Genomic DNA, 23,309 nt, shown 5'->3' on the forward strand with positions numbered 1-23,309 from the left:
TTCAAACCGGGCGGGCAGGCAGGGGGTTGGCGAATGGTGGCGGGGCGCTGGCAATTCTGGGTGGATCGGGGCGGCACCTTCACCGACCTCGTGGCCCGGCACCCGGATGGGACGCTCTCCACCGCCAAGCTGCTGTCCGAGAATCCTGAACGTTACCGGGATGCCGCGGTGGCCGGCATCCGCCAGATGCTGGGCCTGCCCGTCGGTGCGCCGCTGCCCGAAGGCGCCGTCGAGGCGGTGAAGATGGGCACCACGGTGGCCACCAACGCCCTGCTGGAGCGCAAGGGCGAGCCCGTCCTGCTTCTGGTGAACCAGGGCTTCGCCGACATGGCCCGCATCGGCAACCAGGCGCGGCCCCGGCTTTTCGACCTGCATGTGAAGCTGCCCGAGCTGCTGCACGCGCGTGTGGCCGAAATCCCGGGCCGGGTGGCGGTGGACGGCACCGAGATCACGCCCCTGGACGAGGACGCGGCCCGCGCGGCGCTGCGCGCGGCCCATGCGGAGGGAATCCGCGCGGTCGCCATCGTGCTGATGCACGCCTGGGCGCATCCGGCGCATGAGCAGCGCCTGGGTGCCATCGCCGCCGAGGAGGGCTTCACCCAGATCAGCCTCTCGCATCAGGCGAGCCCGCTGCCGCGCATCGTGCCGCGTGGCGATACGGCGGTGGTGGATGCCTATCTCTCGCCCATCCTGCGGCGCTACGTCGCGCAGGTGGCGGAAGAGCTTGGCGCCGGCCCCAGGCTCTTCTTCATGCAATCCTCCGGCGGGCTCGCGGAAGCCGGCGCCTTCCAGGGCAAGGACGCCATCCTCTCCGGTCCCGCCGGCGGCATCGTGGGGGCGGCGCGCACCGCGGCCATGGCGGGGTTCGAGCGCATCATCGGCTTCGACATGGGCGGCACCAGCACCGATGTGGCGCTCTATGCCGGCCAGTATGAGCGCGCCTTCGAAACCGTGGTGGCCGGCGTGCGGATGCGCGCGCCCATGATGGCCATCAACACGGTGGCGGCCGGCGGCGGCTCCATCCTGCACTATGACGGCGCGCGCTTCCGCGTGGGGCCGGACAGCGCGGGCGCCGTGCCCGGCCCCGCCGCCTATCGCCGTGGCGGCCCGCTGACCGTGACCGACGCCAACGTCATGACGGGCAAGATCCAGCCCGCGCACTTCCCGGCCATCTTTGGCCCCGATGGCGACCAGCCGCTCGATGCCGAGACGGTGCGGGCGAAGTTCAGCGAACTCGCCGCCCGCATCGGCCAATCGCCGGAAGAGGTCGCCGAAGGCTTCCTCCGCATCGCCGTCGCCAACATGGCGCATGCCATCCGGCAGGTCTCGCTCCAGCGCGGCCATGACGTGACGCGCTACACCCTGGCCTGCTTCGGCGGCGCGGGCGGGCAGCATGCCTGCCTGGTGGCCGACGAGCTGGGCATGGAGACGGTGTTCCTGCACCCCTTCGCGGGCGTGCTCAGCGCCTACGGGATGGGGCTGGCCGACCAGTCCGTGATCCGCGAGGCGGCCATCGAGGCCTCGCTGGAGGAGGCCGCCATCGCCCCCCTGCGCGAGCGCCTCGCGGCGCTGGAGGAGGCGGGCCGCGAAGAGCTGGCGCGCCAGGGGGCTGACGCCACGGCCCTCACGGCCCAGCACCGCGTCCATCTGCGCTATGCCGGTACCGACAGCTTCCTGCCCGTCCCCATGGGCGACGCCGCCGAGTTGCTGGAACGCTTCACCGCCGCCCACCGCGCCCGCTTCGGCTTCGCCACGCCCGAACGCCCCGTGGTCATTGAAGCCGCGGTGGTCGAGGTGACCCTGCCTGGCGACGCGGTGGCGGAGACGCCGCTCGCCCCCCGCCCGGCGGGCGAGGCGATCCCGCTGCTGGACCGCGTGCGGGTCTTCATGGCCGGCGCGCATCACGATGCGCCGGTGCATGACCGCGAGGCGCTCCGCGCGGGCGACGCCATCCGTGGCCCCGCCTTGATCCGCGAAGCCATCGCGACCACGGTCGTCGAGCCCGGCTGGGAGGCGCGCGTCACACCGCTCAACCACCTGGTGCTGCACCGCGTCGAGGCGCGGGCGGCGGCGCGGGAGGCCGATGCCTCGCGCCCCGACCCGGTGATGCTGGAGCTGTTCAACAACCTCTTCATGGCCATCGCCGAGCAGACCGGCACGGTGCTGCAGAACACGAGCCAGAGCGTGAACATCAAGGAGAGGCTGGACTTCTCCTGCGCCATCTTCGACGCGACGGGCGCGCTGGTCGCCAATGCCCCGCATGTGCCGGTGCATCTGGGCGCGATGGGCGAGAGCGTGCGGACCGTCATCAACAGCCGTGGCGCCACACTGCGGCCCGGCGACGTGGTGGCCCTGAACAACCCCTACAATGGCGGCACGCACCTGCCGGATGTGACGGTCATCACGCCCGTCTTCGACGAAGCCGGCACGGAGATCCTGTTCTTCGTGGGCAGCCGTGGTCACCACGCCGATATCGGCGGCCTGACGCCGGGCTCCACCCCGCCTGGCTCCGCGACGCTGGAGGAGGAAGGCGTTGTCATTGACGACTTCCTGCTGGTGGAACAGGGCCGCTTCCGCGAGGCCGAGTTCCGCGCCCTGCTGGAAGGCGCCCGCTACCCCGCCCGCGCGCCGGACGTGAACATCGCGGACATCAAGGCGCAGGTGGCGGCGAACGAGACCGGCGTGCAGGAACTGCGCGCGGCCGTCGCCTCCTTCGGCCTGGACACGGTGCGCGCCTATATGCGCCACGTCATGGACAACGCGGAGGAGAGCGTCCGCCGCGTGCTGGCGAAGCTGAAGGATGGCCGCTTCGAGACGCGCACCGATGACGGCACGCCGCTGGTGGTGGAGGTCCGCGTGGACCAGGCCAATCGTCGCGCCATCATTGACTTCACCGGCACGGGCCCACAGCGGCCGGACAATTTCAACGCGCCGCCCGCCGTCTGCCGCGCCGTGGTGCTCTACTGCTTCCGCACCCTGGTGGGCGAGGACATCCCGCTCAATGATGGCTGCCTGAAGCCGCTCGAGATTATCGTGCCGCCGGCCAGCTTCCTCAGCCCCGAGCCCGGCCGCGCCGTGGTGGCCGGCAACACCGAGGTCAGCCAGATGACCTGCAACGCGCTGCTGGCCGCGCTGGACGCCTGCGCCAGCGCCCAGGCCACGATGAACAACCTGCTCTTCGGCGACGCGCAGTACCAGTACTACGAGACGGTCTGCGGCGGGGTGGGCGCGGGCCCTGGCTTCGAGGGCGCCAGCGCCGTGCAGACCCACATGACCAACACCCGCATGACCGACCCCGAGATCCTGGAGATGCGCTACCCGGTGCGGCTGGAGGAATTCTCCATCCGGCGCGGCTCGGGCGGCGCGGGGCAGTGGCGGGGCGGCGACGGCTCGCGCCGGCGCATCCGCTTCCTGCGGCCCATGCAGGCGGTGGTGGTGGCCTCGCGCCGCAACGTGGCTCCGCATGGGCTGCATGGCGGCGCCGATGGCGCGCCCGGCCGGCAATGGGTGGAGCGCGCGGACGGCACCACCACGCCCATCCCCGGCAATGCCGGCAAGGCCGATCTCGGCGTGGATGACGTGCTGGTGCTGGAAACGCCAGGCGGCGGCGGCTGGGGCAGGTGAGGGGCGCGCGCCTCCTCGCGCTGATCCTCGCCTTCGCGGCCGCGCTGGGCGCGGTCGCCATCTATACCATCCCGCGCACGCTGGACTGGGACCGACACCGCGGCACGCTGGCCGCCATCGCCTCCGAACGGCTGGGCCGCGCCGTCGCCATCACCGGGCCCATCTCGGTCGAGCTGCTGCCCCAGCCGCGGATGGAGGCGCAGGGGCTGCTGATCGGCTGGGATGAGGACGACATCCGCATGACGGCGCGGGGCATCCGCCTGCGCCTCGCGCTGCCGGCCCTGCTGCTCGGCCGCATCGAGGTGCGGGAGATGGCGCTGCTGGGGGCCGTCATCCACCTGCCCTGGCCACTGACCTCGCTGCCCGGCGTCTTCCAGCCCGCCTTTCCCGCCGGCTTCGACGCCGAGATCGAGGACAGCCAGGTCATCCTGGGCGGCGCCGTGGTCGAGGGCGTCACCGCCCGGCTCCGCGCTGGCGCGCCCCATGAGGCGATGACGGCCGAGGGCAGCCTCGCCTGGCGTGGCCGTCCCATGCGCTTCCAGGCCCTGCTGCGCCCCGCCTCCGATGACGGGGTGGCCGCACTCGACTTCCTGGGCGAGGTGCAGGGGGCCAGCCTGCGCGCCCGTGGCGCCTTGCTGGCCGAGGGCGGCTTCGAGGGACGGCTGGAGGCCGAGGGGCCGCGCCTTGCCGCCCTCCTGCCCGCGCCCCCCGGCGCCTTCCGCGCCACGGCCGAGCTGGAGGCGGGGGTCGAGCGCATCGTGGCCCGCAACATGTCGCTGCAATTCGGGGAGCAGCGGGTGCGCGGTTCCGCCACCCTCACCCTCGGGCCCGGTTCGGAATTCCGCGCGGCGCTGGCGGCGCCCAGCCTCGATGTGGAGCCCTGGCTCGCCGCGCTGCGCGGCACGACGAGCCCGGCCATCCCGGTTGTGCTCGACCTCGCGGCCGAGCAGTCGCGCCTGGGCCCGCTGCCGCTGCGCAGGCTGCGCGCCTCCGCGCGGCTGGAGGGAGAGCGGCTGGCCCTGTCGGACGTCGCGGCCGAATTGCCGGGCGGGACGGAGGTGCGGCTGGCCGGGGCCGGGCAGGGGCCGATGCTGGACCTCGCCTTGTCGTTCCGTTCGGAGCAGGCGGGGGCGCTGGCCGGCGCCATCGGCTGGCCTTCCGCGCTCCATCCGGGGGCGGGCAGCGCCGAGGGAAGGTTCCGCCTGGCGGTGGAGGGGCCGCAATACTCCGTCTCGGAATTGCGGGCGCGCTGGGGGGCGGCCACGGTGACAGGCGGCTTCGTCTGGCGGGCCGGGGCGCGGCCGCGCCTCGCTCTCGGTCTCGATTTCGACGCGCTGGAATCCGGCCCCGCCTTGCCGGCGGTGATGGAGGCCCTGCGCGCCGCCGGGCGGGGCAGCGATGTGCAGCTGCGCCTGGGCTTCGGGCGGCTGGCGCTGGGCGATGCGGTGTTCGAGCGCCTGGCGCTGGACGGCGCGGCGGAGGGCGGGCGCCTTCTGCTGCGGCGGCTGACGGCGCGGCATCTGGGGCTCGACTTCACCCTGACGGGCGCGCTGGACGATGCGCGGCTGCACGAGATGTCGCTGGAGGCCGAGGGCGCGGCCGGCCCCGTGCTGGCCATGCTGGGGCTCGACCACCCCGGGCTTTCGGCGCAGCCCCTGCGGCTGCGCGCCTCGGGGGCCGGGCCGCTGGAGGCGCTGGCCCTGCGCGCCGAGGCCGAGCTGGCCGAGGCCCGGCTGGAATGGCAGACCACCCTCGATTTCGGTGCCCGCACGGGACAAGGCAGCTTCACCTTGCGTCATCCGGGTGCCGCGCGGCTGCTCGGGCGTTTCACCGAGGGCGCCGCGCTCGATTGGCTGGGCGAGGGGTCGCTCTCGGTCGTCGCCGCCCTGGCCCACCGGCCCGGGCAATGGAATGCCGAGAACCTGGAATTCGTGGCGGGCGCGGCGCGGGCGCGCGGACAGCTTGGCATCGCCCCCGGCCGGGAAGGCCGCCCCGCCGCCACGGGCCGCCTGGCCTTCGAACGCCTGCCCCTGCCGGCGCCGGAGCGGTGGCGCTTCGCCGCGGCGGGCGCGCTCGACCTCGCGCTGGACCTGACGGCCGAGCAGGTGTCTGTGCCGGGGCTGCCCGCACTGACCGCGGCCTCCGCCGCGCTGCGCGGGGACGCGACCGGTCTGCGCCTGACCGATGGCCGCGCCACGCTGCTGGCCGGCGAGGCGCAGCTGGAAGCCCGCATCGAGCCCTCCGGAGATACCCGCCGCCTGCGGCTCGATGGCGGGTTCGAAGGAGTGTCGCTGGGCGGCCCCGTCTTCGGACGGCCGCTGGACGTGACGGCCGGGCGGCTCGCGGGCAGCTTCCGACTGACGGCCGAGGGCATGGACTCCAGCGCGGCCCTGCGCAGCCTCTCCGGCTCGGCCGAGATCGCGCTGCGCGACGGCGTGGTGGGCGGCTTCGACGCCCCCGTCGCGGTGGCGGCCTTGGGCTGGGAGGATGTCGCCGCCGCCGAGGCCGCGCTGCGCCGGGCGCTGGGCGGTGGCTCCACCCCGGTGGAGCGCGGGCTGCTGCGCATCCGGGTGGATCAGGGCACGGCCTGGATCACGGATGGCGAATTGCGCGGGGATGCCGGGCTCCATCTGGGGGTTGGCGGGCATTTCGGCCTGGCCGAAGATGGGTTGGCGCTGCGGCTGGAACTGCCCGTGCCCGATGGGGCGCCGGCCGCGGGGCTCGACATCCTGGGGCAAAGCCGTGTGCCGGACCGCCGGCCGGACATCACCCCCTTCCTGCGGTGGCGCGCCGAAGCCCCCCGCTGAACACGAGGACCACAGCATGGACACCGCCCCTGATCGCCGCCGCGAGGCCCTGGCCCGCGCCGCCGCCCTGTTCGATGACGGGACGCTGAAGGCGCGCCTCGGCGCCCTGGTGGAAATTCCCTCCACCGCGCAGGAGCCGGGCTTCGAGGCGCATCTGACGCGCTACCTGGAGCAGGGCATCCAGCCCTGGCTCGAGGGGATGGGCTTCACTTGCGCCATCCATCCCAACCCGCAGGAGGGCTTCGGCCCCATCATGATCGCGACCCGCATCGAGGATGCTTCGCGGCCGACCATCCTGCTCTACGGGCATGGCGACACTGTGCGCGGCCTCGACGAGCAATGGAGCGAAGGCCTCGCCCCCTGGCGCCTGACCGAGCGCGAGGGCCGCTGGTATGGCCGCGGCACGGCCGACAACAAGGGCCAGCACCTCATCAACCTGCTGGCGCTGGAGGCGGTGCTGGCGGCGCGCGCCGGTCGCCTCGGCTTCAACGTGAAGCTGGTGCTGGAAATGGCGGAGGAGCGCGGCTCGGCCGGCCTTCGGGAATTCGTGGCGGCGCACGCGAAGGAGCTGACGGCCGATGCGCTGATCGCGAGCGACGGGCCCCGCGTGGCGCCGGCCGTGCCGACCATCGCGACCGGCACGCGCGGCATCTTCCGCTTCGATCTCGCCTTGAAGCTGCGCGCGGGCGGCGTGCATTCGGGCCATTGGGGCGGGCTGACCACCGACCCCGCCGTGGTGCTGGCGCATGCCATCGGCAGCATGGTGGACCGGAACGGCAAGATCCTGGTGCGCGACCTGCTGCCCCGCAACGGCGTGCCGGCCGAGGTGAAGGGGGTGCTCGACGGCTGCGAGGTGGAGGCCGGCGGCGATGCCGCCACCATTGACGCCAACTGGGGCGAGCCGGGCCTCACGGCGGCGGAGAAGATCTATGGCTGGAACAGCCTGATCGTGCTGGCCATGGTCAGCGGCCGGCCGGAGAACCCGGTCAATGCCGTGGCGCCCGATGCCCGCGCGGCCCTGCACATTCGCTACACCGTGGACACGGACCCGCACAGCTTCGAGACCGCCATCCGCCGCCACCTCGACGCCCAGGGTTTCCCCGAGGTGCGGATCGAGAATGCCGGGGTGGGCATGCGCGCCTCGCGCACGCCGCCCAACCACCCCTGGGTGCGCTGGGCCGCCGAGAGCATGGAGCGGTCCTTGGGCAAGCGCGTGCAGATTATCCCGAACTCCTCGGGCGGGCTGCCGGGCGATGTCTTCGTGGACCATCTGGACGTGCCGCTCGTGTGGGTGCCGCACAGCTATGGCGGCTGCCAGCAGCATGGGCCGGATGAGCATTTGCTGCCCGGCCCGGCGCGCGAGGGGCTGATCGCCTTCGCCGGCATGTGGTTCGACCTGGGCGAGATGCCGGGCACCTCGCCGGCCAACTGAAGCTTAGCAATTCCGGCAACCTTGCAGGCCCGTCACCGTTCCGGTGGCGGGCCTTGCTGTTTTGGCGCCCGGTCGTTAATTAGAATGATCATTCTAATTTCTGTCGCCCCGGTATCCCCTGGGGGCACGCACAGCGAAGGCCCGCATGTTGCACCCCTCCATGACCTTCTCGCGCGCTCCCGCCCGCGCACGCCCCATGCGGCTCGCGGCGGCCTGCCTGGGCCTCTCCGTCGGCGCCTGCGCCATGCCACAGCTTCCCTCCCTGGCCCCCGCCCGCCCCCTGCCGGTGGCATGGGTGGGCGAGGTCGAGGCCACCCGCCCCGGCCCCCGCGTGGACCCCGCCGCCTGGTGGGCGCGCTTCGACGACCCCCTCTTGGATCGCGCGGTGGCGCGCGCCCTTTCCGACAACCTGGACTTGGCACAGGCGGCGCAGCGCGTGGCGCAGGCGCGCGCGCAGCTCGTGCCGGCCGAGGCGCAGTTCCTTCCTGGCCTCGGCCTTGGCGCGCAGGTTCGGGGCGAGCGGCGCATCGCGGGCGAGTTGCCCAGTCTCGGCGGTGACCTGGGCGCGGGCCTGTCCCAGCCGCGCGGCACCGTCACCTGGGGCGGCGGGCTGGATGCGAGCTGGGAGGTCAGCCTTTTCGGCCGGGCCACCGCCACCACCCAGGCCGCCCGTGCCGCCGCCGCCATCGCCGAGCAGCAGGCCGAGGCCGCCCGCCTTTCCCTCGCGGCCGAGGTGGCGCAGACCTACCTCGAACTCCGCGCCGCCCAGCGCCGCGCCTGGCTGCTGGAGGCCTCCGCCCGCGCCCAGCGCAGCCTGGTGCGGCTGACGACCGAGCGGCGCGGGGCCGGATTGGCCAGCGACCTCGACGTGGACCGGTCGAGCAGTTCGCTGCGACAGGTGGAGGCGCAAATTCCCCTGGCACGTGCTGCGGCCACGCGGGCCGCGCGGCGCCTCGCCACCCTGGCCGCCGACCCCTTGCCCGACCCCGCGCTGGACACTGGCCCGGCCGAACCCCGCCAACCTGTCGCGCGCGGCCTGGTGGAAGCCGGCGTGCCGGCCGACCTGCTGCGCGCGCGCCCCGATGTGCGCGCGGCCGAGCTGGCCGTGCTGCGCGCTGCCGCCGAACTGGGCGTGGCCCGTTCCGAGATGTGGCCGCGCCTGACGCTGACCGGGGGGTTGCAGGTGACGGCCACCGCGGTCGGTGCCTCCTTCCTCAACCCCGCCGGGCCGCTCACCTTCCTGGCGGGCGGGCCTTCGCTGTCCATGCCGCTTTTCGACTGGGGTGTGCGGCGCGCCAATATCGAGGCGCGGGGCGCCGCCCTGGCCGAGGCCACCCTGGCCTACCGCCAGGCCGTGCTGGGCGCGGTGGAGGAGGTGGAGGGCATGCTGACCAACCTCACCGCCCAGCGCGCACGAAGCGAAAGGCTGGCGGCGGCGGAGGCGGCCGCGCTGCGCGCCCTGCGGGGGGCCGAGCGGCTTTACGCACAGGGGCTGGTGGGCTTCCTGGACCGGCTCCAGGCCGAGCAGGACCTGCTGCAGGTCCGCATCGAACTCACCGCCGCGCGCGAGGCCGAGGCCCTGGCCGTGGTCGGGCTGCACAAGGCGCTGGGCGCCGGTGTGCCGGGAGTAGGCGCATGAGCCGTCGTTTCGTCTTGCCTCGCCGCGGCCTGCTGCTGGGCGGCGCGCTGCTGCCGCTTTCCGCCTGCGACGACGCCGAGGAGGCGGCGTCCGCGCCCGAGCCCGTGCGGACCGTGAAGCTTGAAAGGCTGGAACCCGCCGCGGGCATCCGCACCCGCACCTTCGTGGGCCGCGTCGGTGCGGTGCGGACGGTGGAGGTGGCCTTCCAGGTGGGCGGCCGCATCACGGAGATGCCCGTGCGCGAGGGCGAGCGCCTGCCGCGCGGCAGCCTGCTGGCCGCACTCGACCCCGAGGATCTGCGCCTCGCGGTGCAGGAGGCCGAGGTGCAGCGCAGCCTCGCCGAGCGCACCTGGCAGCGCAACCGCGGCCTCTCCCCCGGCACGGTGGCGCGTGCGGTGATTGACGAGGCCGAGGCCCAGTTCAACCTGCGCGACGTGGCCCTGCGCCAGGCGCGGCGCAACCTGGAGCACGCCACGCTGCACGCGCCCTTCGACGCGCTGGTGACGCAGCGTCTGGTGGACCCCTACACCGTGGTGGCGGCCGGGACGGCGGTGCTGCGCGTGCAGGATGTGACGGAGCTGCGCGTGGCCATCTCCGTGCCGGAGGACCTGGTGGCCGTGGTCGGCCAGGAGGATCTGCTGGAGGTGGAGGCCATCCTGCCCTCGCGCCCCGACATGCGCTTCCCACTGACCTATCGCGAGCACCGCACCCAGCCCGACGCCGTCGCGCAGACCTATCAGGTCAGCTTCGGCATGCCGCACCCGGAGGGGGTGGCCGTGCTGCCGGGCATGACCGTGGCCGTCCGCGCCCGCTACACCGGCCGCGCCGCGCCGGCCGCCGAGCTGACGGTGCCCATCGCCGCCATCGTCACCGGCACACCGCCCCATGTCTGGCTGGTGGAAGCGGAGGGTGGCGAAGTGCGTCGCCAGGAGGTGGCGCTGGGCGCGGTGACCGGGGAGCGCGTGGTGGTGGCCGAAGGGCTGCAACCCGGCCAGGTGATCGTCGCCGCCGGCGCCGCGCGCCTGCGCGAAGGCATGCGCGTGCGCCCCATGGACGCGCAATAGCCCATGCGGATGGACATCGCGCGCCGCGCCATAGACAACCCCATCCACACCTGGCTGCTGGTGCTGGCCTGCCTGCTGGGCGGATGGTGGGGCATCTCCACCATCGGCCGGCTGGAGGACCCTGCCTTCACCATCCGCATCGCCGTCGTGGCCACGCAGTACCCCGGCGCCACCGCCGAGGAGGTGGAGCGCGAGGTGACGGAGGTGCTGGAATCCGCCATCCAGCAGATGCCGCAGCTCGACATCGTCCGCTCCCGCTCACGGCCGGGCGTGTCCGAGATTGATGTGGAGCTGCGTTCGACGCTGCCCTCCACCGCCATCGCCCAGGCCTGGAACGAGTTGCGCAGCCGCGTGGGCGATGCCCAGGCGCAGCTGCCCTCGGGCGCCGGGCGGCCCTCGGTGAACGATGATTTCGGCGATGTCTTCGGCCTCTACTACGCCGTCACCGCGCCCGGCTTCGATGAGCGCGAGCAGCGCGAGATCGCCCGCCTCATGCGGCGCGAATTGCTGACCGTGCCCGGCGTGGCGGATGTCGAGGTGGCTGGGCTGGTGGCCGAGGAAATCCTGGTCGAGGTGACGCAGGAGCGCCTGGCGCGGCTCGGCATTCCGCTCGACGCCGTGGTGCAGGCCATCCAGAACGAGAATGCCGTCGCCTCCGCGGGAAGGACCCAGGTGGGCGAGCGGGACCTGCGCCTCGCGCTGCGCCCCAGCCTGGACACGGTGGCGGCCTTGCAGCGCATCCGCATCGGCCGCGCCGGCACCACGGAGCAGATCGCGCTGCTCGACCTCGCCACCGTCTCGCGCCAGCCGGTGCGCCACCCGCCCCGCATCGTGGCCTTCAACGGCCTGCCCGCCTTCACCCTGGGCGTCTCGGCCATCGCGGACACGAATATCGTGGATGTGGGGCAGGCGGTGGCCGCGCGGCTGGAGGCCATGGCGCCCTACATCCCGCTGGGCGTCGAGCTGCACCCGATCTACCAGCAGCATGAGGTGGTGGACGAGGCCATCAACGACTTCATCCTCAACCTCGCCGTCTCGGTCGCCATCGTGGTGGGCGTGCTGTGCTTGTTCATGGGCTGGCGGGTCGGGCTGGTGGTGGGCGGCACGCTGTTCTTGACCGTGGCGGGCACGGTCTTCGGCATGCGGATCATGGGCCTGGAGATGGAGCGCATCTCGCTGGGCGCGCTGATCATCGCCATGGGCATGCTGGTGGACAATGCGGTGGTGGTGGCTGAGGGCATGCTGATCAACATGCAGCGCGGCCGCACCGCGCGGGACGCGGCGGCGGATGCCGCAGGGCGCACGCAGATGCCGCTGCTGGGCGCCACCGTCATCGGCATCCTGGCCTTCGCGGGCATCGGCCTCTCGCCGGATCAGACGGGGGAGTTCCTGTTCTCGCTCTTCGCCGTCATCGCCATGTCGCTGCTGCTGAGCTGGCTGCTGGCCGTGACCGTGACGCCCCTGTTTGGCCATTACCTGCTGAAGGCCGGGAAGGAAGAGGCGACCGATCCCTATGCCGGCCGCACCTACCGCGCCTATCGCGGGCTGCTGGTGGGCACCCTGCGCCTGCGCTGGCTGACGATGGCGATGCTGGTGCTGCTGACGGGCGCCTCGGTCTGGGCCTTCGGCATGGTGCGCCAGGGCTTCTTCCCGGATTCCAACACGCCCATCTTCCTGGTGGATTTCCAACTGCCCCAGGGCACCGACATCCGCGCCACCGACGCGGCCATGGCGCCCATTGACCAAATGATCCTGGAGACGGAGGGCGTGGTCTCGGTTGCGCGCTTCGTGGGGCAGGGGGCCTCGCGCTTCATGCTGACCTACCAGGGGGAGCGGGCGAATCCGGGCTATGGCCAGTTCATCATCCGGGCCGAGAGCCTGGAGGCCATCACGCGCATGGAAGGCGACCTCGCGCGCCGCATCGCCGCCACCCACCCCGACGCGCAGGTGCGGGTGCAGCGCCTGGTCTTCGGCCCCGGCGCCGAGGCGCGCATCGCCGCCCGCTTCTCGGGGCCCGACGCCAATGTGCTGCGCGCCCTGGCCGCCGAGGCCATCGCGCGGCTGGAGCAGGATGGCCGCATCACCGACCTTCGGCACGACTGGCACGCGCGCGAGTTGGTGGCCGTGCCCCGCCTGGAGGAGGAGCGCATGCGCGTGGCGGGCGTGGCCCGCACCGACATCGCGCAGACGCTGCTCTTCGCCACCTCGGGCGTGCGGGCGGGCGAGTACCGCGAGGGCGACACCATCATTCCCATCCTGACCCGCGCGCCCGAGGCCGAGCGCGGCGACATGGGCCAGCTGCAGGACCGCCTGGTCTGGAGCCCGGCCGAGCAGGCGCATGTGCCGCTCTCCCAGCTCATGACCCGGCTGGAGACGGTGCAGGAGGACACGCTGATCCAGCGGCGGAACCGCGTGCGGACGCTGACGGTGCAGGCCAACCCGGGCCCTGGCGAGACGGCGGCCGATGCCTTCGCGCGCATCCGCGGCGGCATCGAGGCCATTCCGCTGCCGCCCGGCTACGCGCTGGAATGGGGGGGCGAGTTCGAGAACTCCCAGCGCGCGCAGACGGCGCTGGGCGCGCAGCTGCCCTTCAGCTTCATCCCGATGCTGGTCATCTCCGTCCTGTTGTTTGGCCGGCTGCGGCAGCCGCTGATCGTCTGGGCGGTGGTGCCCATGGCCATCTGCGGCGTGGCGCTGGGCTTGCTCGCCACCGGCATGCCCTTCACCTTCACGGCGCTGCTCGGGCTGCTCAGCCTGTCGGGGATGCTGATGAAGAACGCGATCGTGCTGGTGGACGAGATCGACACGCGCATCGCGGAAGGGGAGGCGCTGTCGGAGGCCATCACGGATGGCGCGGTCAGCCGCCTTCGCCCCGTCTTCCTGGCGGCGGCGACGACCATCCTGGGCATGGTGCCGCTGCTGGGCGACGCCTTCTTCGCCAGCATGGCTGTGACCATCATGGCCGGGCTCGCCTTCGCCTCCCTGCTGACGCTGTTCGCCGTGCCGGCGCTCTACGCGATCCTCTTCGCCGCGCCTGCGCCTGGGCGAGCACCGGCCGTCGCCACATGACGCGCCGGCCGCTTGACGAGGCCCTGCGGGAGGAGCGGCGGCGCCAGGTGCTGGACGCCGCTGTCGAATGCTTCCGCAGGGAGGGCTTCCGCGGCGCCAGCATGGCGGACATCTGCCAGGCGGCGCGGATGAGCCCCGGCCACCTCTACCACTACTTCACGGGCAAGGAGGCCATCATCGAGGCCATCGCCGAGGATGACCTCGCCCGGCGCCTGGCCGAGGTGGAGCGGGCGGCGGCCGCGCCCGATGTCCTCGACGCGCTGATCACCTTCGGGGTGGAAACCCGCGACCACGCGACGAGCGGCGGGCTGGGCGGCGCGCTGCGCGCCGAGATCGCCGCCGAGGCCAGTCACAACCCGCGCATCGCCGCCATCCTGGCCCGGTTCCATGGCCGGCTGGAGGCGCGGCTGGGCGAGGTGCTGGCCACGGCGCAACGCCAGGGCCAGGTGGACCCGGCGCTGGACCCGGCGCTGCTGGCCGTGGTGATGGGCCTGATGGCGGATGGCTTCCACGCGAGGCTGGCCTCGGAGCCCGGCCTCGCCGAGCGGGAACGGATGCTGGCCATGGCCGCGGTGTTGCGGCGGATGCTGTCCGGGCGCTGAGGCGCGGGCAAAGAAAAGCCCGCCGCCATTCCTGGCGACGGGCCATTCAGGTGGCGGCCGGGGTGCCGGCCGCCGGTCTTTATCAGACCGAGTAGTACATCTCGAACTCGACCGGGTGCGGGGTGTGCTCGAAACGGTACACCTCCGTCCACTTCAGCTCGATGTAGCTCTCGATCTGGTCCTTCGAGAACACGTCGCCGGCCAGCAGGAACTCATGGTCGGCGGCGAGCGCGCCCAGGGCTTCGCGCAGCGAGCCGCAGACGGTCGGGATGCCCTTCAGCTCCTCGGGCGGCAGGTCGTACAGATCCTTGTCCATGGCATCGCCGGGGTGGATCTTGTTCTTGATGCCGTCCAGGCCCGCCATCATCATGGCGGCGAAGGCGAGGTAGGGGTTCGCCGTCGGGTCGGGGAAGCGCACTTCCACGCGCTTGGCCTTGGGGCTCGTCGCGTAGGGGATGCGGCAGGAGGCGGAGCGGTTGCGGGCCGAATAGGCCAGCAGCACGGGGGCCTCGAAGCCCGGGATCAGCCGCTTGTAGCTGTTCGTGCTCGGGTTGGTGAAGGCATTCAGCGCCTTGGCGTGCTTGATGATGCCGCCGATGTAGTACAGCGCCATCTCGCTCAGGTCCGCGTAGCCATTGCCCGCGAACATCGGCTTGCCGTCCTTCCAGATGGACTGGTGGACGTGCATGCCCGAGCCGTTGTCGCCATAGATCGGCTTCGGCATGAAGGTGGCCGACTTGCCGTAGCTGTGGGCGACGTTGTGGATGCAGTACTTGTAGATCTGCATCATGTCGGCCTGCTTCACCAGCGTGCCGAACTTCGTGCCGAGCTCATGCTGGGACTGCGCCACCTCGTGGTGGTGCTTCTCGCCCTCGACGCCCATCTCGATCATGGTCGAGAGCATCTCGGCGCGCAGGTCCTGCTCGCTGTCCACGGGGGGAACGGGGAAGTAGCCGCCCTTCACGCCCGGGCGGTGGCCCATGTTGCCCTCGGGGAAGTCCTTCAGGCTGGCCTGCGGGCCCTCGATGCTGTCGAGCTGGTAGATGCCGTAGTTGCCGCCCGTGCCGAACTTCACGTTGTCGAAGATGAAGAACTCGGCCTCGGGGCCGAAATAGGCGGTGTCGCCCAGGCCCGTGGACTTCAGGTACTCTTCGGCCTTCTTGGCGGTCGAGCGCGGGTCGCGCGTGTAGCGCTGGCCGGTCGAGGGCTCATAGATGTCGCAGAACAGGATCAGCTGCGGCTTGGCCGAGAAGGGGTCCATGCAGGCGCTGGCCGCGTCCGGCATCAGGATCATGTCGGACTCGTTGATCGCCTTCCAGCCGGCGATGGACGAGCCGTCGAACATGATGCCGTCCTCGAAGGTGTCCGGCTCGACGGTGGAGACATGCTGGGCGGTGTGCTGCCACTTGCCGCGGGGGTCGGTGAACCGGAAGTCCACATACTCCACGCTGTTCTCCTTGATCATTTCCATGACCTTGGAGACGGCCTCGGGGGAATTCATCGACATGTCGTCTCTGTCCTGTTCCTGCGTCCCTGTTCACGTTCCCGCGGGGGGGTGTTCCGCCCCCGCAGCCGCCACACCACCGACCAGGGACGCGCCCAGGGCCGGCGTGCTGCGATAAGCCTTGCCCGCCACCCGGATGGCCCGGGCGGCGGGAAACTCACACCGCCTCTTCGCCCCGTTCGCCGGTGCGGATGCGGATGACCTCCTGGATGTCCGAGATGAAGATCTTGCCGTCGCCGATGCGGCCGGTGCGGGCGGCGGCCTGGATGGCCTCCACGGCGCGGTCCAGCATGTCATCGGCGCAGATCACCTCGATCTTCACCTTGGGCAGGAAGTCCACGACGTATTCGGCGCCACGGTACAGCTCGGTATGGCCCTTCTGGCGGCCGAAGCCCTTGGCTTCCACCACCGTCAGGCCCTGCAGGCCGATCTCGTGCAGCGCGTCCTTCACCTCGTCGAGCTTGAAGGGCTTGATGATCGCCTCGATCTTTTTCATCGCATCCGTCGTCGCATGGCGCGGGCTGGATGGGCGGCCCACGGCGTTTCCCCGGCGCCCGTCGAAGGCGCGATACGCGCCGCGCTCGATCCAGGCATGGGGTGTTTTGCACGCGCCATGCCACGGCGCAATCGGCTGTTGGGGCGGTTTGCCCCCCCTTCCGGCCGCTCCGTAGCCCGCATCGGAGGCAGGCTGCACAGAGGGCGGGCAAACCGTGGCGGCGCCCGCATTGCACATCCGGCAGGCCGGGGCCATTCTGGGAGGCTTACCGCTCCGCCTCCGCGCCAGGACATGCCCATGCAGCCGATGAACCACCTCCTCTCCGCCACCGGCACCACCATTTTCACGGTCATGTCCGCCCTGGCCGTGCAGCATGGCGCGATCAACCTGGGCCAGGGCTTCCCCGACTATGACGGCCCGGAGGACGTGATCGAGGCCGCCGCCGCGGCATTGAAGGACGGTCGCAACCAATACCCCCCCATGACCGGCGTGCCCGAGCTGCGCCGCGCGGTCGCCGAGGCCAATCGCCGCTTCTACGGGCTTGAGGTGGACCCGGACCGCGAGGTGGTCGTCACCTCCGGCGCCACCGAGGCCATCACCGCCTGCCTCATGGCCGTGCTGAACCCCGGCGACGAATGCGTGCTGATCGAGCCGCTCTATGACACCTACCTGCCCGTGGTGAAGCTGCTGGGCGCGGTGCCAAAGCTGGTGCGCCTGTCCCCGCCCAAGTGGGAGCTGCCGCGCGCCGAGCTTGCCGCCGCCTTCGGCCCCAAGACCAAGGCCGTGCTGTTCAACACGCCCATGAACCCCACGGGCAAGGTCTTCACCGCCGCCGAACTGGCTTTCCTCGCCGACCTGATCGAGCGCCACGACTGCTACACCATCTGCGACGAGGTCTATGAGCACCTGACCTATGATGGCTGGAAGCACATCCCGCTGATGACGCTGCCTGGCATGCGGCAGCGCTGCATGCGCATCGGCAGCGCGGGCAAGACCTTCAGCCTGACCGGCTGGAAGGTGGGCTATGTCACCTGCGACGCGGCGCTCCAGCCCAACGTGGCCAAGGCGCACCAGAACCTGACCTTCACCACGCCGCCCAACCTGCAGCGGGCGGTCGCCGTGGGCCTGGCCAAGGACGACGCCTATTTCGATAGCCTCTCGGGCGAGCTGGCCGAGCGGCGGGACCTGCTGACGCGCGGCCTCCAGGCGCTGGGTTTCGAGACCCTGCCCGTCATGGGCAGCTATTTCGTGACGGCCGATATCCGCTCCATCGGCTTCACCGGCGACGACGTGGCCTTCTGCCGCGCCATCACGGAGGAAGCCAAGGTCACGGCCATTCCCGTCACCGCCTTCTACGCCGGTGCCAATCCGCCCAGCCACTATGCCCGCTTCGCCTTCTGCAAGAACGCCGCGGTGCTGGAAGAGGCGCTGGCCCGGCTCGGCGCCTGGGTCGCGGCGCGCGGGGCGGGGACGGCCCGCGCGGCCGGGTAGGGGCGCCCAACACTAAACCTTGAAGTAAAGTGTTGACTGGGGCATGGTGACGACCATGCCCCGCGTCAGCTTCACGCCCAATTTGCGCCGCCACCTGGACTGCCCGGCCATGGACGCGCCGGGCGACACGGTCCGCGTGGTGCTGGAGCATGTCTTCACCGGCAACCCGCGGCTGCGCGGCTACCTGCTCGACGAGCATGGCCGCCTACGCAAGCACGTCGCGATCTTCGTCAACGAATTACCCGTCGCGGACCGCGCCGGGCTCGCCGACCCGGTGGGCGAGGGCGACGACATCTTCGTCTTCCAGGCGCTTTCGGGAGGATAGGCCATGTCCGAGCGGCTGCTCGTCGCCACCCGCAAGGGACTTTTCATCTGCCCGCCCGAGGGCGAGGGCTGGGCGATCCCGACCCCCGCCTTCCTGGGCGAGCCGGTCTCGGCCGTGCTGCACGACAAGCGCGACGGCGCGCTCTATGCGGCGCTCCGGCTCGGCCATTTCGGCGCGAAGCTGCACCGCTCCGAGGATGGTGGGGCGAGCTGGACCGAGATCGGCGTGCCAGCCCTGCCGAAGGAGAAGGAAGGCGACAAGCCGCTCGACATGATCTGGACGCTCGCAGCCGGCGCGGAGCCGGGCGTGCTCTGGGCCGGCACGCTGCCCGCCGCGCTGTTCCGCAGCGCCGATCGCGGCGCGAGTTGGGAACTCGTGCGCGGCCTCTGGGACGTGCCGGAGCGCGCATCCTGGGTGGGCGGTGGCTATGACGATCCGGGGCTGCATTCCATCGTCATCCACCCGCGCGATCCGCGCCGCATGGCCATCGCCATCTCCACCGGCGGGGTGTGGCTGAGCGGCGATGGCGGCGACAGCTGGCGGCTGGGCGGGCGGGGCCTGCGCGCCGAATACATGCCGCCCGCGCAGGCATTCGACCCGGGCGTGCAGGACGTGCATCTGCTGGCCGCCTGCGCCGCCACGCCCGAGGTGCTCTGGGCGCAGCACCACAACGGCATCTTCCGCTCCACCGATGGTGGCGAGAGCTTCGTGGAGGTGACGGCACCCGCCCCGTCGCGCTTCGGCTTCGCGGTGGCGGCGCATCCGGCCGATCCCGCGACCGCCTGGTTCGCCCCCGCGGTGAAGGACGAGTGCCGCGTGCCGGTGGCGGGCCGACTCGTGGTCACCCGCACCCAAGACGGCGGCGCGACCCTGGAAGCTCTGGGCGAGGGGCTGCCGGCGGCCGGCAGCTATGACCTCGTCTATCGCCACGCCCTGGTGGTGGATGCGGCGGGCGGGCGGCTGGCGATGGGCTCCACCACCGGAAACCTCTGGCTGGGCGAGGCGGGCGGCGCGCGCTGGCGGCTTCTCTCCGCGCATCTGCCGCCCATCGCGGCGCTGGCTTTCGCGTGACGCACCGCCATGCCTGTGGCGCGCCGGGGCGGCGTTGACGTCCCGTGCACCGCGGCCTAAACCCTCGCCGCACTGTGGCGGCCATAGCTCAGTTGGTAGAGCGCCAGGTTGTGGTCTTGGATGTCGCGGGTTCGAGTCCCGTTGGTCGCCCCAGTTTGCTCAGCCCCCCCGACGCCGCAGCCGCTCCAGGTCGGCGTCCACCATTTCCGCCACCATCCGCTCCAGCGTGATCTCGGGCTCCCAGCCCAGCCGCTCCCGCGCGCGGGTGGCATCGCCTTGCAGCACATCCACCTCGGCGGGGCGCAGGAAGGCGGGGTCCACCGTCACATGGGCTTCCCAGTCCAGGCCGACATGTTCAAAGGCCAGGCGGCAGAACTCGCGGACGCTGGTGGTGCGGCCGGTGGCCACGACATAATCGGCCGGCGTCTCCTGCTGCATCATCAGCCACATGGCGCGCACATAGTCGGCCGCATGGCCCCAGTCGCGCCGGGCGTCCAGGTTGCCCAGTGACAGCGTTTGCGTGAGGCCGAGCTTGATGCGCGCCACCCCATCCGTGATCTTGCGCGTGACGAACTCGATGCCGCGCAGCGGGCTCTCATGGTTGAACAGGATGCCGCTGCTGGCGTGCATGCCGAAGCTCTCGCGGTAGTTCACCGTCATCCAGTGGGCGTAGAGCTTGGCGGCCGCATAGGGGCTGCGCGGATAGAAGGGCGTGGTCTCGTTCTGGATGGGCGCCTGGATCAGCCCGTACATCTCGCTGCTGCTGGCCTGGTAGAAGCGCGCCTGTGGTGCCGCGAGCCGCACCGCCTCCAGCATGTTCACCGCCCCGATACCCGTCACCTGCCCCGTCAGCAGCGGCTGGGTCCAGCTGGTCTTCACGAAGGATTGCGCGGCGAGGTTGTAGACCTCGTCCGGCTGTGTCGCCTGCACCGCGCGGAGGATGGAGGAGAGGTCCACGAGATCCGCATCCACCATCTCGACCTCGCGCTCGATGCCGAGCCAGCGCAGCCTTTCGCCGATGACGTCGGCCGAGGCCGAGCGCCGCAGCAGCCCGTACACCCGGTAGCCTCGGCCCAGCAGGAAGCGCGCCAGGTAGGCGCCATCCTGCCCCGTGATGCCGGTGATCAGCGCCGTCTTCATACGTGCTTCCAAAATGCTCTGGCCTCCGGCCGCATGCGGTAAGGTCCGCGAAGGTTGTGCTCAGCCCTGAGGGGGAAGGGTAGCATGCCGCCGCCACGGGCCGGAACATGGCCCTCCGCGCGCTGGTTCCCTGCCATGGTTTCGGGCATTCTGCCGGCATGTTGGGCCACAGCACGGCAGCCGCTTCGCTCCAGCCGGGGGATCTGCCCGCGGAGGCGGGTGGGCACGCGCAACCCGCGCCGGGCCTGGCCCGGCACATCACCCTGCTGGCGCTGCTGCTGCTGATGCCGGCGCTGGCGCTTGGCCTCATCACCTCCTTCAACCTGGCCTCGCGGCTGCGCGCGGGCATGGAAGCCAGCTTCGCTGCCGCCGCCGGCGCGGGGGCGCTGGCCGTCGCGGACCAGGTGGAGACGCGCGCCGTGCTGCTGGAGGCGCTGGCCGCCTCGCCGCTGATTGATGCGGGGCCGGCGGCGGAGGAGGATTTCCGCCAGCAGGCGCGCCGTGCCCTGGGCGGCCGCGGCCCCTGGATCACGCTGGTCTCCACCGCCACGTCGGACCGCCCCCCGCTCCACACCCGGGGCGAGGCCGAGGGACCGCCCCCCGTGCCCGCGGCCGCGCTCGCACAGGTGATGCGCGATGGCGTGGCGGTGGTCGGCCGCCATGGCGAAGAGGAAGCGGGGCCGCGGGACCAGCTCGTCCTGGCCGTGCCGGTGCTGCGCGACCGGGTGGTGCTGGGGGCGCTCGCCACCCCGGTGACGCAAACGGTGCTGCTGGAGGCCCTGGCACGCGCCACACGTCCGCCTGACGCCTTCCTGATGCTGCTCGACCCGGACGGCGCCGTGGTGGCCGCGCACGGCCTCGCGCCTGATGCTGCCGCCTGGACGGCACCGCCCCCCCTGCGCGCGGCGCTGGCGGCGGCGGGCGCTGCCACCCAGCGCGCGCCTGGGGGCGCGACCACCCTGCGCGCGCCGGGGCCGGGGGGCGCCTCGGTCGTGCTGTTCGCCGCGCCATTGCCGCTGGCGGGCTGGGTCGTGGTGGCGGGGCAGGCGGAATCCCGCTTCTCCGCCGGCTGGACCGGCCCCGCCCTGCTGCAATGGGGCGGGGGGCTCGCCATGATCGCGCTGGGGCTGCTGCTGGCCGGCCAGTTTGCCCGCCGCCTGCTGGCGGCGCTGGCGGCCATCCGGGCCCCCCGGCCTGGGGGCCTGCGTGTCGCGGAATTCGAGGCGCTGGGCGCGACCATCGCGGCCGCCGAGGGCGCGCTGCGGCAGGAGGCCGCGCGGGCCGAGCGCGCGGCCGCCCGCACCACCCATCTCGCCCGTACCGCCGAGGATGATCGTCTGCTGCTGGAATCCGTCGTGCGCTCGGTGCCCGAGCCCATCTTCGTAAAGGACCGGGACCTGCGCTATGTGCTTATCAATGACGCCGCCGCGCGCTCCATGGGCTGGAATGAACGTGACTGCATCGGCCGAACCGCCGCGGAGATGACGCGGCCCGACGTGGTGGAACGCTTCGACACCCAGGACCGCGCCGTGCTGGCGGCCGGCCGCACCATGGAATTCGAGGATCAGATCGTGCTCGAACGCGGCGTCACGCGCTGCTACCGCACCATCAAGGCCCCCTGGCGCGACAGCGCGGGCCGCGTGCTGGGCGTGGTGGGCGTGGCGCGCGACGTGACGCGCCGCCGCGCGGCCGAGGAACGCCTCCGCGCGGCCGAGGCCGCCATGCGTCGCATCGCCCGCGCGGACAGCCTGACGGTGATGAGCCTCGGCATCGCGCATGAGCTGAACCAGCCGCTGACCGCGGCCTCGAACTTCCAGCGGGCGTCTCTGCGCTGGCTCGACCAGGCGGCCTCCGACCCCGGGCGCCTGGCCGCGGCCCGTTCCGCGATCGAGGAGGCCTCGGCCGAGACGCTCCGCGCCGCCGCCATCCTGCGCCAGATGCGCGACTTCATTGATCGCGGCCAGACCGAGCGCACCACGGTCGAGCTCGGCCCCCTGCTGGCCGACACGGTGGCCCTGTTCCGCGCCGCCCGCGCGGAGGAGAAGCTGCCCGTGGAGCTGGACGTCCCCGAGGGCGGCCATGCCGTGATGGGGGATCGGGTGCAGCTGCAGCAGGTCTTCGTGAACCTGCTGCGCAACGCCATAGAGGCGACGGAAGGTCAGATGGAGCGCGGCCTCGCTGTCTCGCTCACCGCCGAGGGCGGCATGGCGCGGGTCATCCTGGCCGATCGCGGCCCCGGCCTGCCGGAGGAGGTGACGGAACGCATGTTTGAACCCTTCGTCTCCACCCGCGCCGAGGGCATGGGCATCGGCCTGTCCATCGCGCGCACCATCATCGAATCCCATGGCGGGCGCATCACCGCGCGCGCCAGGGCCGGGGGCGGCACCGAATTCGTGCTGGACCTGCCGCTGCACATGGCCCTCGCATGAGGCAGGTGGTGCATGTGGTGGACGACCACGCGGCCATCCGCCGTTCGCTCGCGCTGCTGCTCCAGGCGGCAGGGCATGAGGTGGTGTTGCACGAGAGCGGGGATGCGCTGCTGGAAGCCGCCGAGGCGGGGCTGGAACCCGGCTGCATCATCCTCGACGTCCGCATGCCCGGGCGCGACGGGCTGGCCGTGATGGAATTGCTGGGCCGCCGTCCGCTGGCGCTGCCCGTCATCATCGTGACGGGCCATGGCGACATCCCGCTGGCGGTGCGGGCCATGCGCGCCGGCGCGCACGACTTCATCGAGAAGCCCTATCCCGAGGAACGCATCCTGGGCGCGGTGGAGGAGGCGCTGGAGGCCGCCCGCGCCGCGGTGGACGAGAAGGCGCGCGCGGCCGAGGCCCAGGCGCGCATCGCGACCCTGACGCCGCGCGAGAGCGAGGTGCTGGCGGCGCTGGTCTCCGGCCAGTCCAACAAGGGCACGGCCGCCAAGCTCGGCATCAGCCCGCGCACGGTGGAAGTCCACCGCGCGCATCTGATGGAGAAGCTGGGCGTGCGCAGCCTGCCCGAGGCGGTGCGGATGTATCTCGCGGCCGGGGTGCCGCAGGAATCCTAGGC

The 23,309-nt window shown here is 72.1% G+C and carries 15 protein-coding genes and 1 tRNA gene; 13 read left to right on the forward strand and 3 right to left on the reverse strand.

Annotated features, from left to right (window positions below; translation table 11 throughout):
* The first annotated feature begins 33 nt into the window (after positions 1-33).
* The 7 genes from ICW72_RS18155 to ICW72_RS18185 all read left to right on the forward strand — a co-directional run bounded on the left by ICW72_RS18155 (position 34) and on the right by ICW72_RS18185 (position 14,237).
* Positions 34-3,624, forward strand: coding sequence for a hydantoinase B/oxoprolinase family protein (locus tag ICW72_RS18155; RefSeq protein WP_191083956.1), 3,591 nt, complete (start codon positions 34-36; stop codon positions 3,622-3,624).
* Positions 3,621-6,431, forward strand: coding sequence for an AsmA family protein (locus ICW72_RS18160; RefSeq protein ID WP_191083957.1), 2,811 nt, complete (start codon positions 3,621-3,623; stop codon positions 6,429-6,431). Before ICW72_RS18155 ends, ICW72_RS18160 begins: the two co-directional genes overlap by 4 nt.
* A gap of 16 nt (positions 6,432-6,447) precedes the next feature.
* Entirely contained in the window at positions 6,448-7,863 is a 1,416-nt protein-coding gene (locus tag ICW72_RS18165; protein ID WP_191083958.1) for a M20/M25/M40 family metallo-hydrolase, read from the forward strand.
* Between the two features lie 160 nt (positions 7,864-8,023).
* Positions 8,024-9,502, forward strand: coding sequence for an efflux transporter outer membrane subunit (locus tag ICW72_RS18170; protein ID WP_191083959.1), 1,479 nt, complete (start codon positions 8,024-8,026; stop codon positions 9,500-9,502).
* Positions 9,499-10,566 (forward strand): efflux RND transporter periplasmic adaptor subunit, encoded by a 1,068-nt coding sequence (locus tag ICW72_RS18175; protein ID WP_191083960.1) that lies wholly within the window; start codon positions 9,499-9,501, stop codon positions 10,564-10,566. The genes ICW72_RS18170 and ICW72_RS18175 overlap by 4 nt, the downstream gene beginning before the upstream one ends.
* 3 nt (positions 10,567-10,569) lie before the next feature.
* Positions 10,570-13,635 carry an efflux RND transporter permease subunit gene (locus ICW72_RS18180; protein ID WP_223880672.1) on the forward strand — a complete coding sequence of 1,022 codons (3,066 nt, stop codon included), beginning with the start codon at positions 10,570-10,572 and terminating at the stop codon, positions 13,633-13,635.
* Complete coding sequence (locus ICW72_RS18185; RefSeq protein WP_191083961.1) at positions 13,632-14,237, forward strand: TetR/AcrR family transcriptional regulator; 606 nt, start codon at positions 13,632-13,634, stop codon at positions 14,235-14,237. The genes ICW72_RS18180 and ICW72_RS18185 overlap by 4 nt, the downstream gene beginning before the upstream one ends.
* 82 nt (positions 14,238-14,319) lie before the next feature.
* Here ICW72_RS18185 and glnA read toward each other — a convergent pair whose 3' ends face one another.
* Entirely contained in the window at positions 14,320-15,744 is a 1,425-nt protein-coding gene (glnA, locus tag ICW72_RS18190) for a type I glutamate--ammonia ligase (protein ID WP_191083962.1), read from the reverse strand.
* A 154-nt stretch (positions 15,745-15,898) separates the two neighbouring features.
* Entirely contained in the window at positions 15,899-16,237 is a 339-nt protein-coding gene (locus ICW72_RS18195; protein WP_184385397.1) for a P-II family nitrogen regulator, read from the reverse strand.
* A 297-nt stretch (positions 16,238-16,534) separates the two neighbouring features.
* Here ICW72_RS18195 and ICW72_RS18200 point away from each other — a divergent pair, with 297 nt between their 5' ends.
* From ICW72_RS18200 to ICW72_RS18215, 4 genes are all read left to right on the forward strand, one after another.
* Positions 16,535-17,728 (forward strand): aminotransferase, encoded by a 1,194-nt coding sequence (locus ICW72_RS18200; RefSeq protein ID WP_191083963.1) that lies wholly within the window; start codon positions 16,535-16,537, stop codon positions 17,726-17,728.
* 43 nt (positions 17,729-17,771) lie between these two features.
* Positions 17,772-18,053 carry a MoaD/ThiS family protein gene (locus ICW72_RS18205; protein WP_223880673.1) on the forward strand — a complete coding sequence of 94 codons (282 nt, stop codon included), beginning with the start codon at positions 17,772-17,774 and terminating at the stop codon, positions 18,051-18,053.
* A 3-nt stretch (positions 18,054-18,056) separates the two neighbouring features.
* Positions 18,057-19,124: a WD40/YVTN/BNR-like repeat-containing protein gene (locus tag ICW72_RS18210; RefSeq protein ID WP_191083964.1), complete on the forward strand. Its 1,068-nt coding sequence runs from the start codon at positions 18,057-18,059 to the stop codon at positions 19,122-19,124.
* A gap of 77 nt (positions 19,125-19,201) precedes the next feature.
* A tRNA-His gene (locus ICW72_RS18215) sits at positions 19,202-19,277 on the forward strand.
* A 6-nt stretch (positions 19,278-19,283) separates the two neighbouring features.
* On the opposite strand, the gene gmd is transcribed toward ICW72_RS18215, so the two are convergent.
* Positions 19,284-20,264: a GDP-mannose 4,6-dehydratase gene (gene gmd / locus ICW72_RS18220; RefSeq protein WP_191083965.1), complete on the reverse strand. Its 981-nt coding sequence runs from the start codon at positions 20,262-20,264 to the stop codon at positions 19,284-19,286.
* Positions 20,265-20,422: 158 nt separating this feature from the next.
* Between gmd and ICW72_RS18225 the strand changes: the two genes are divergently transcribed.
* Positions 20,423-22,693: a PAS domain-containing protein gene (locus ICW72_RS18225; protein ID WP_191083966.1), complete on the forward strand. Its 2,271-nt coding sequence runs from the start codon at positions 20,423-20,425 to the stop codon at positions 22,691-22,693.
* On the forward strand, positions 22,690-23,307 hold the full coding sequence (locus ICW72_RS18230; protein WP_191083967.1) for a response regulator transcription factor: 618 nt from the start codon (positions 22,690-22,692) through the stop codon (positions 23,305-23,307). Before ICW72_RS18225 ends, ICW72_RS18230 begins: the two co-directional genes overlap by 4 nt.
* Positions 23,308-23,309 lie beyond the last annotated feature (2 nt).

Origin of the sequence: Roseococcus microcysteis (assembly GCF_014764365.1) — a bacterium.
Lineage (GTDB): Bacteria > Pseudomonadota > Alphaproteobacteria > Acetobacterales > Acetobacteraceae > Roseococcus > Roseococcus microcysteis.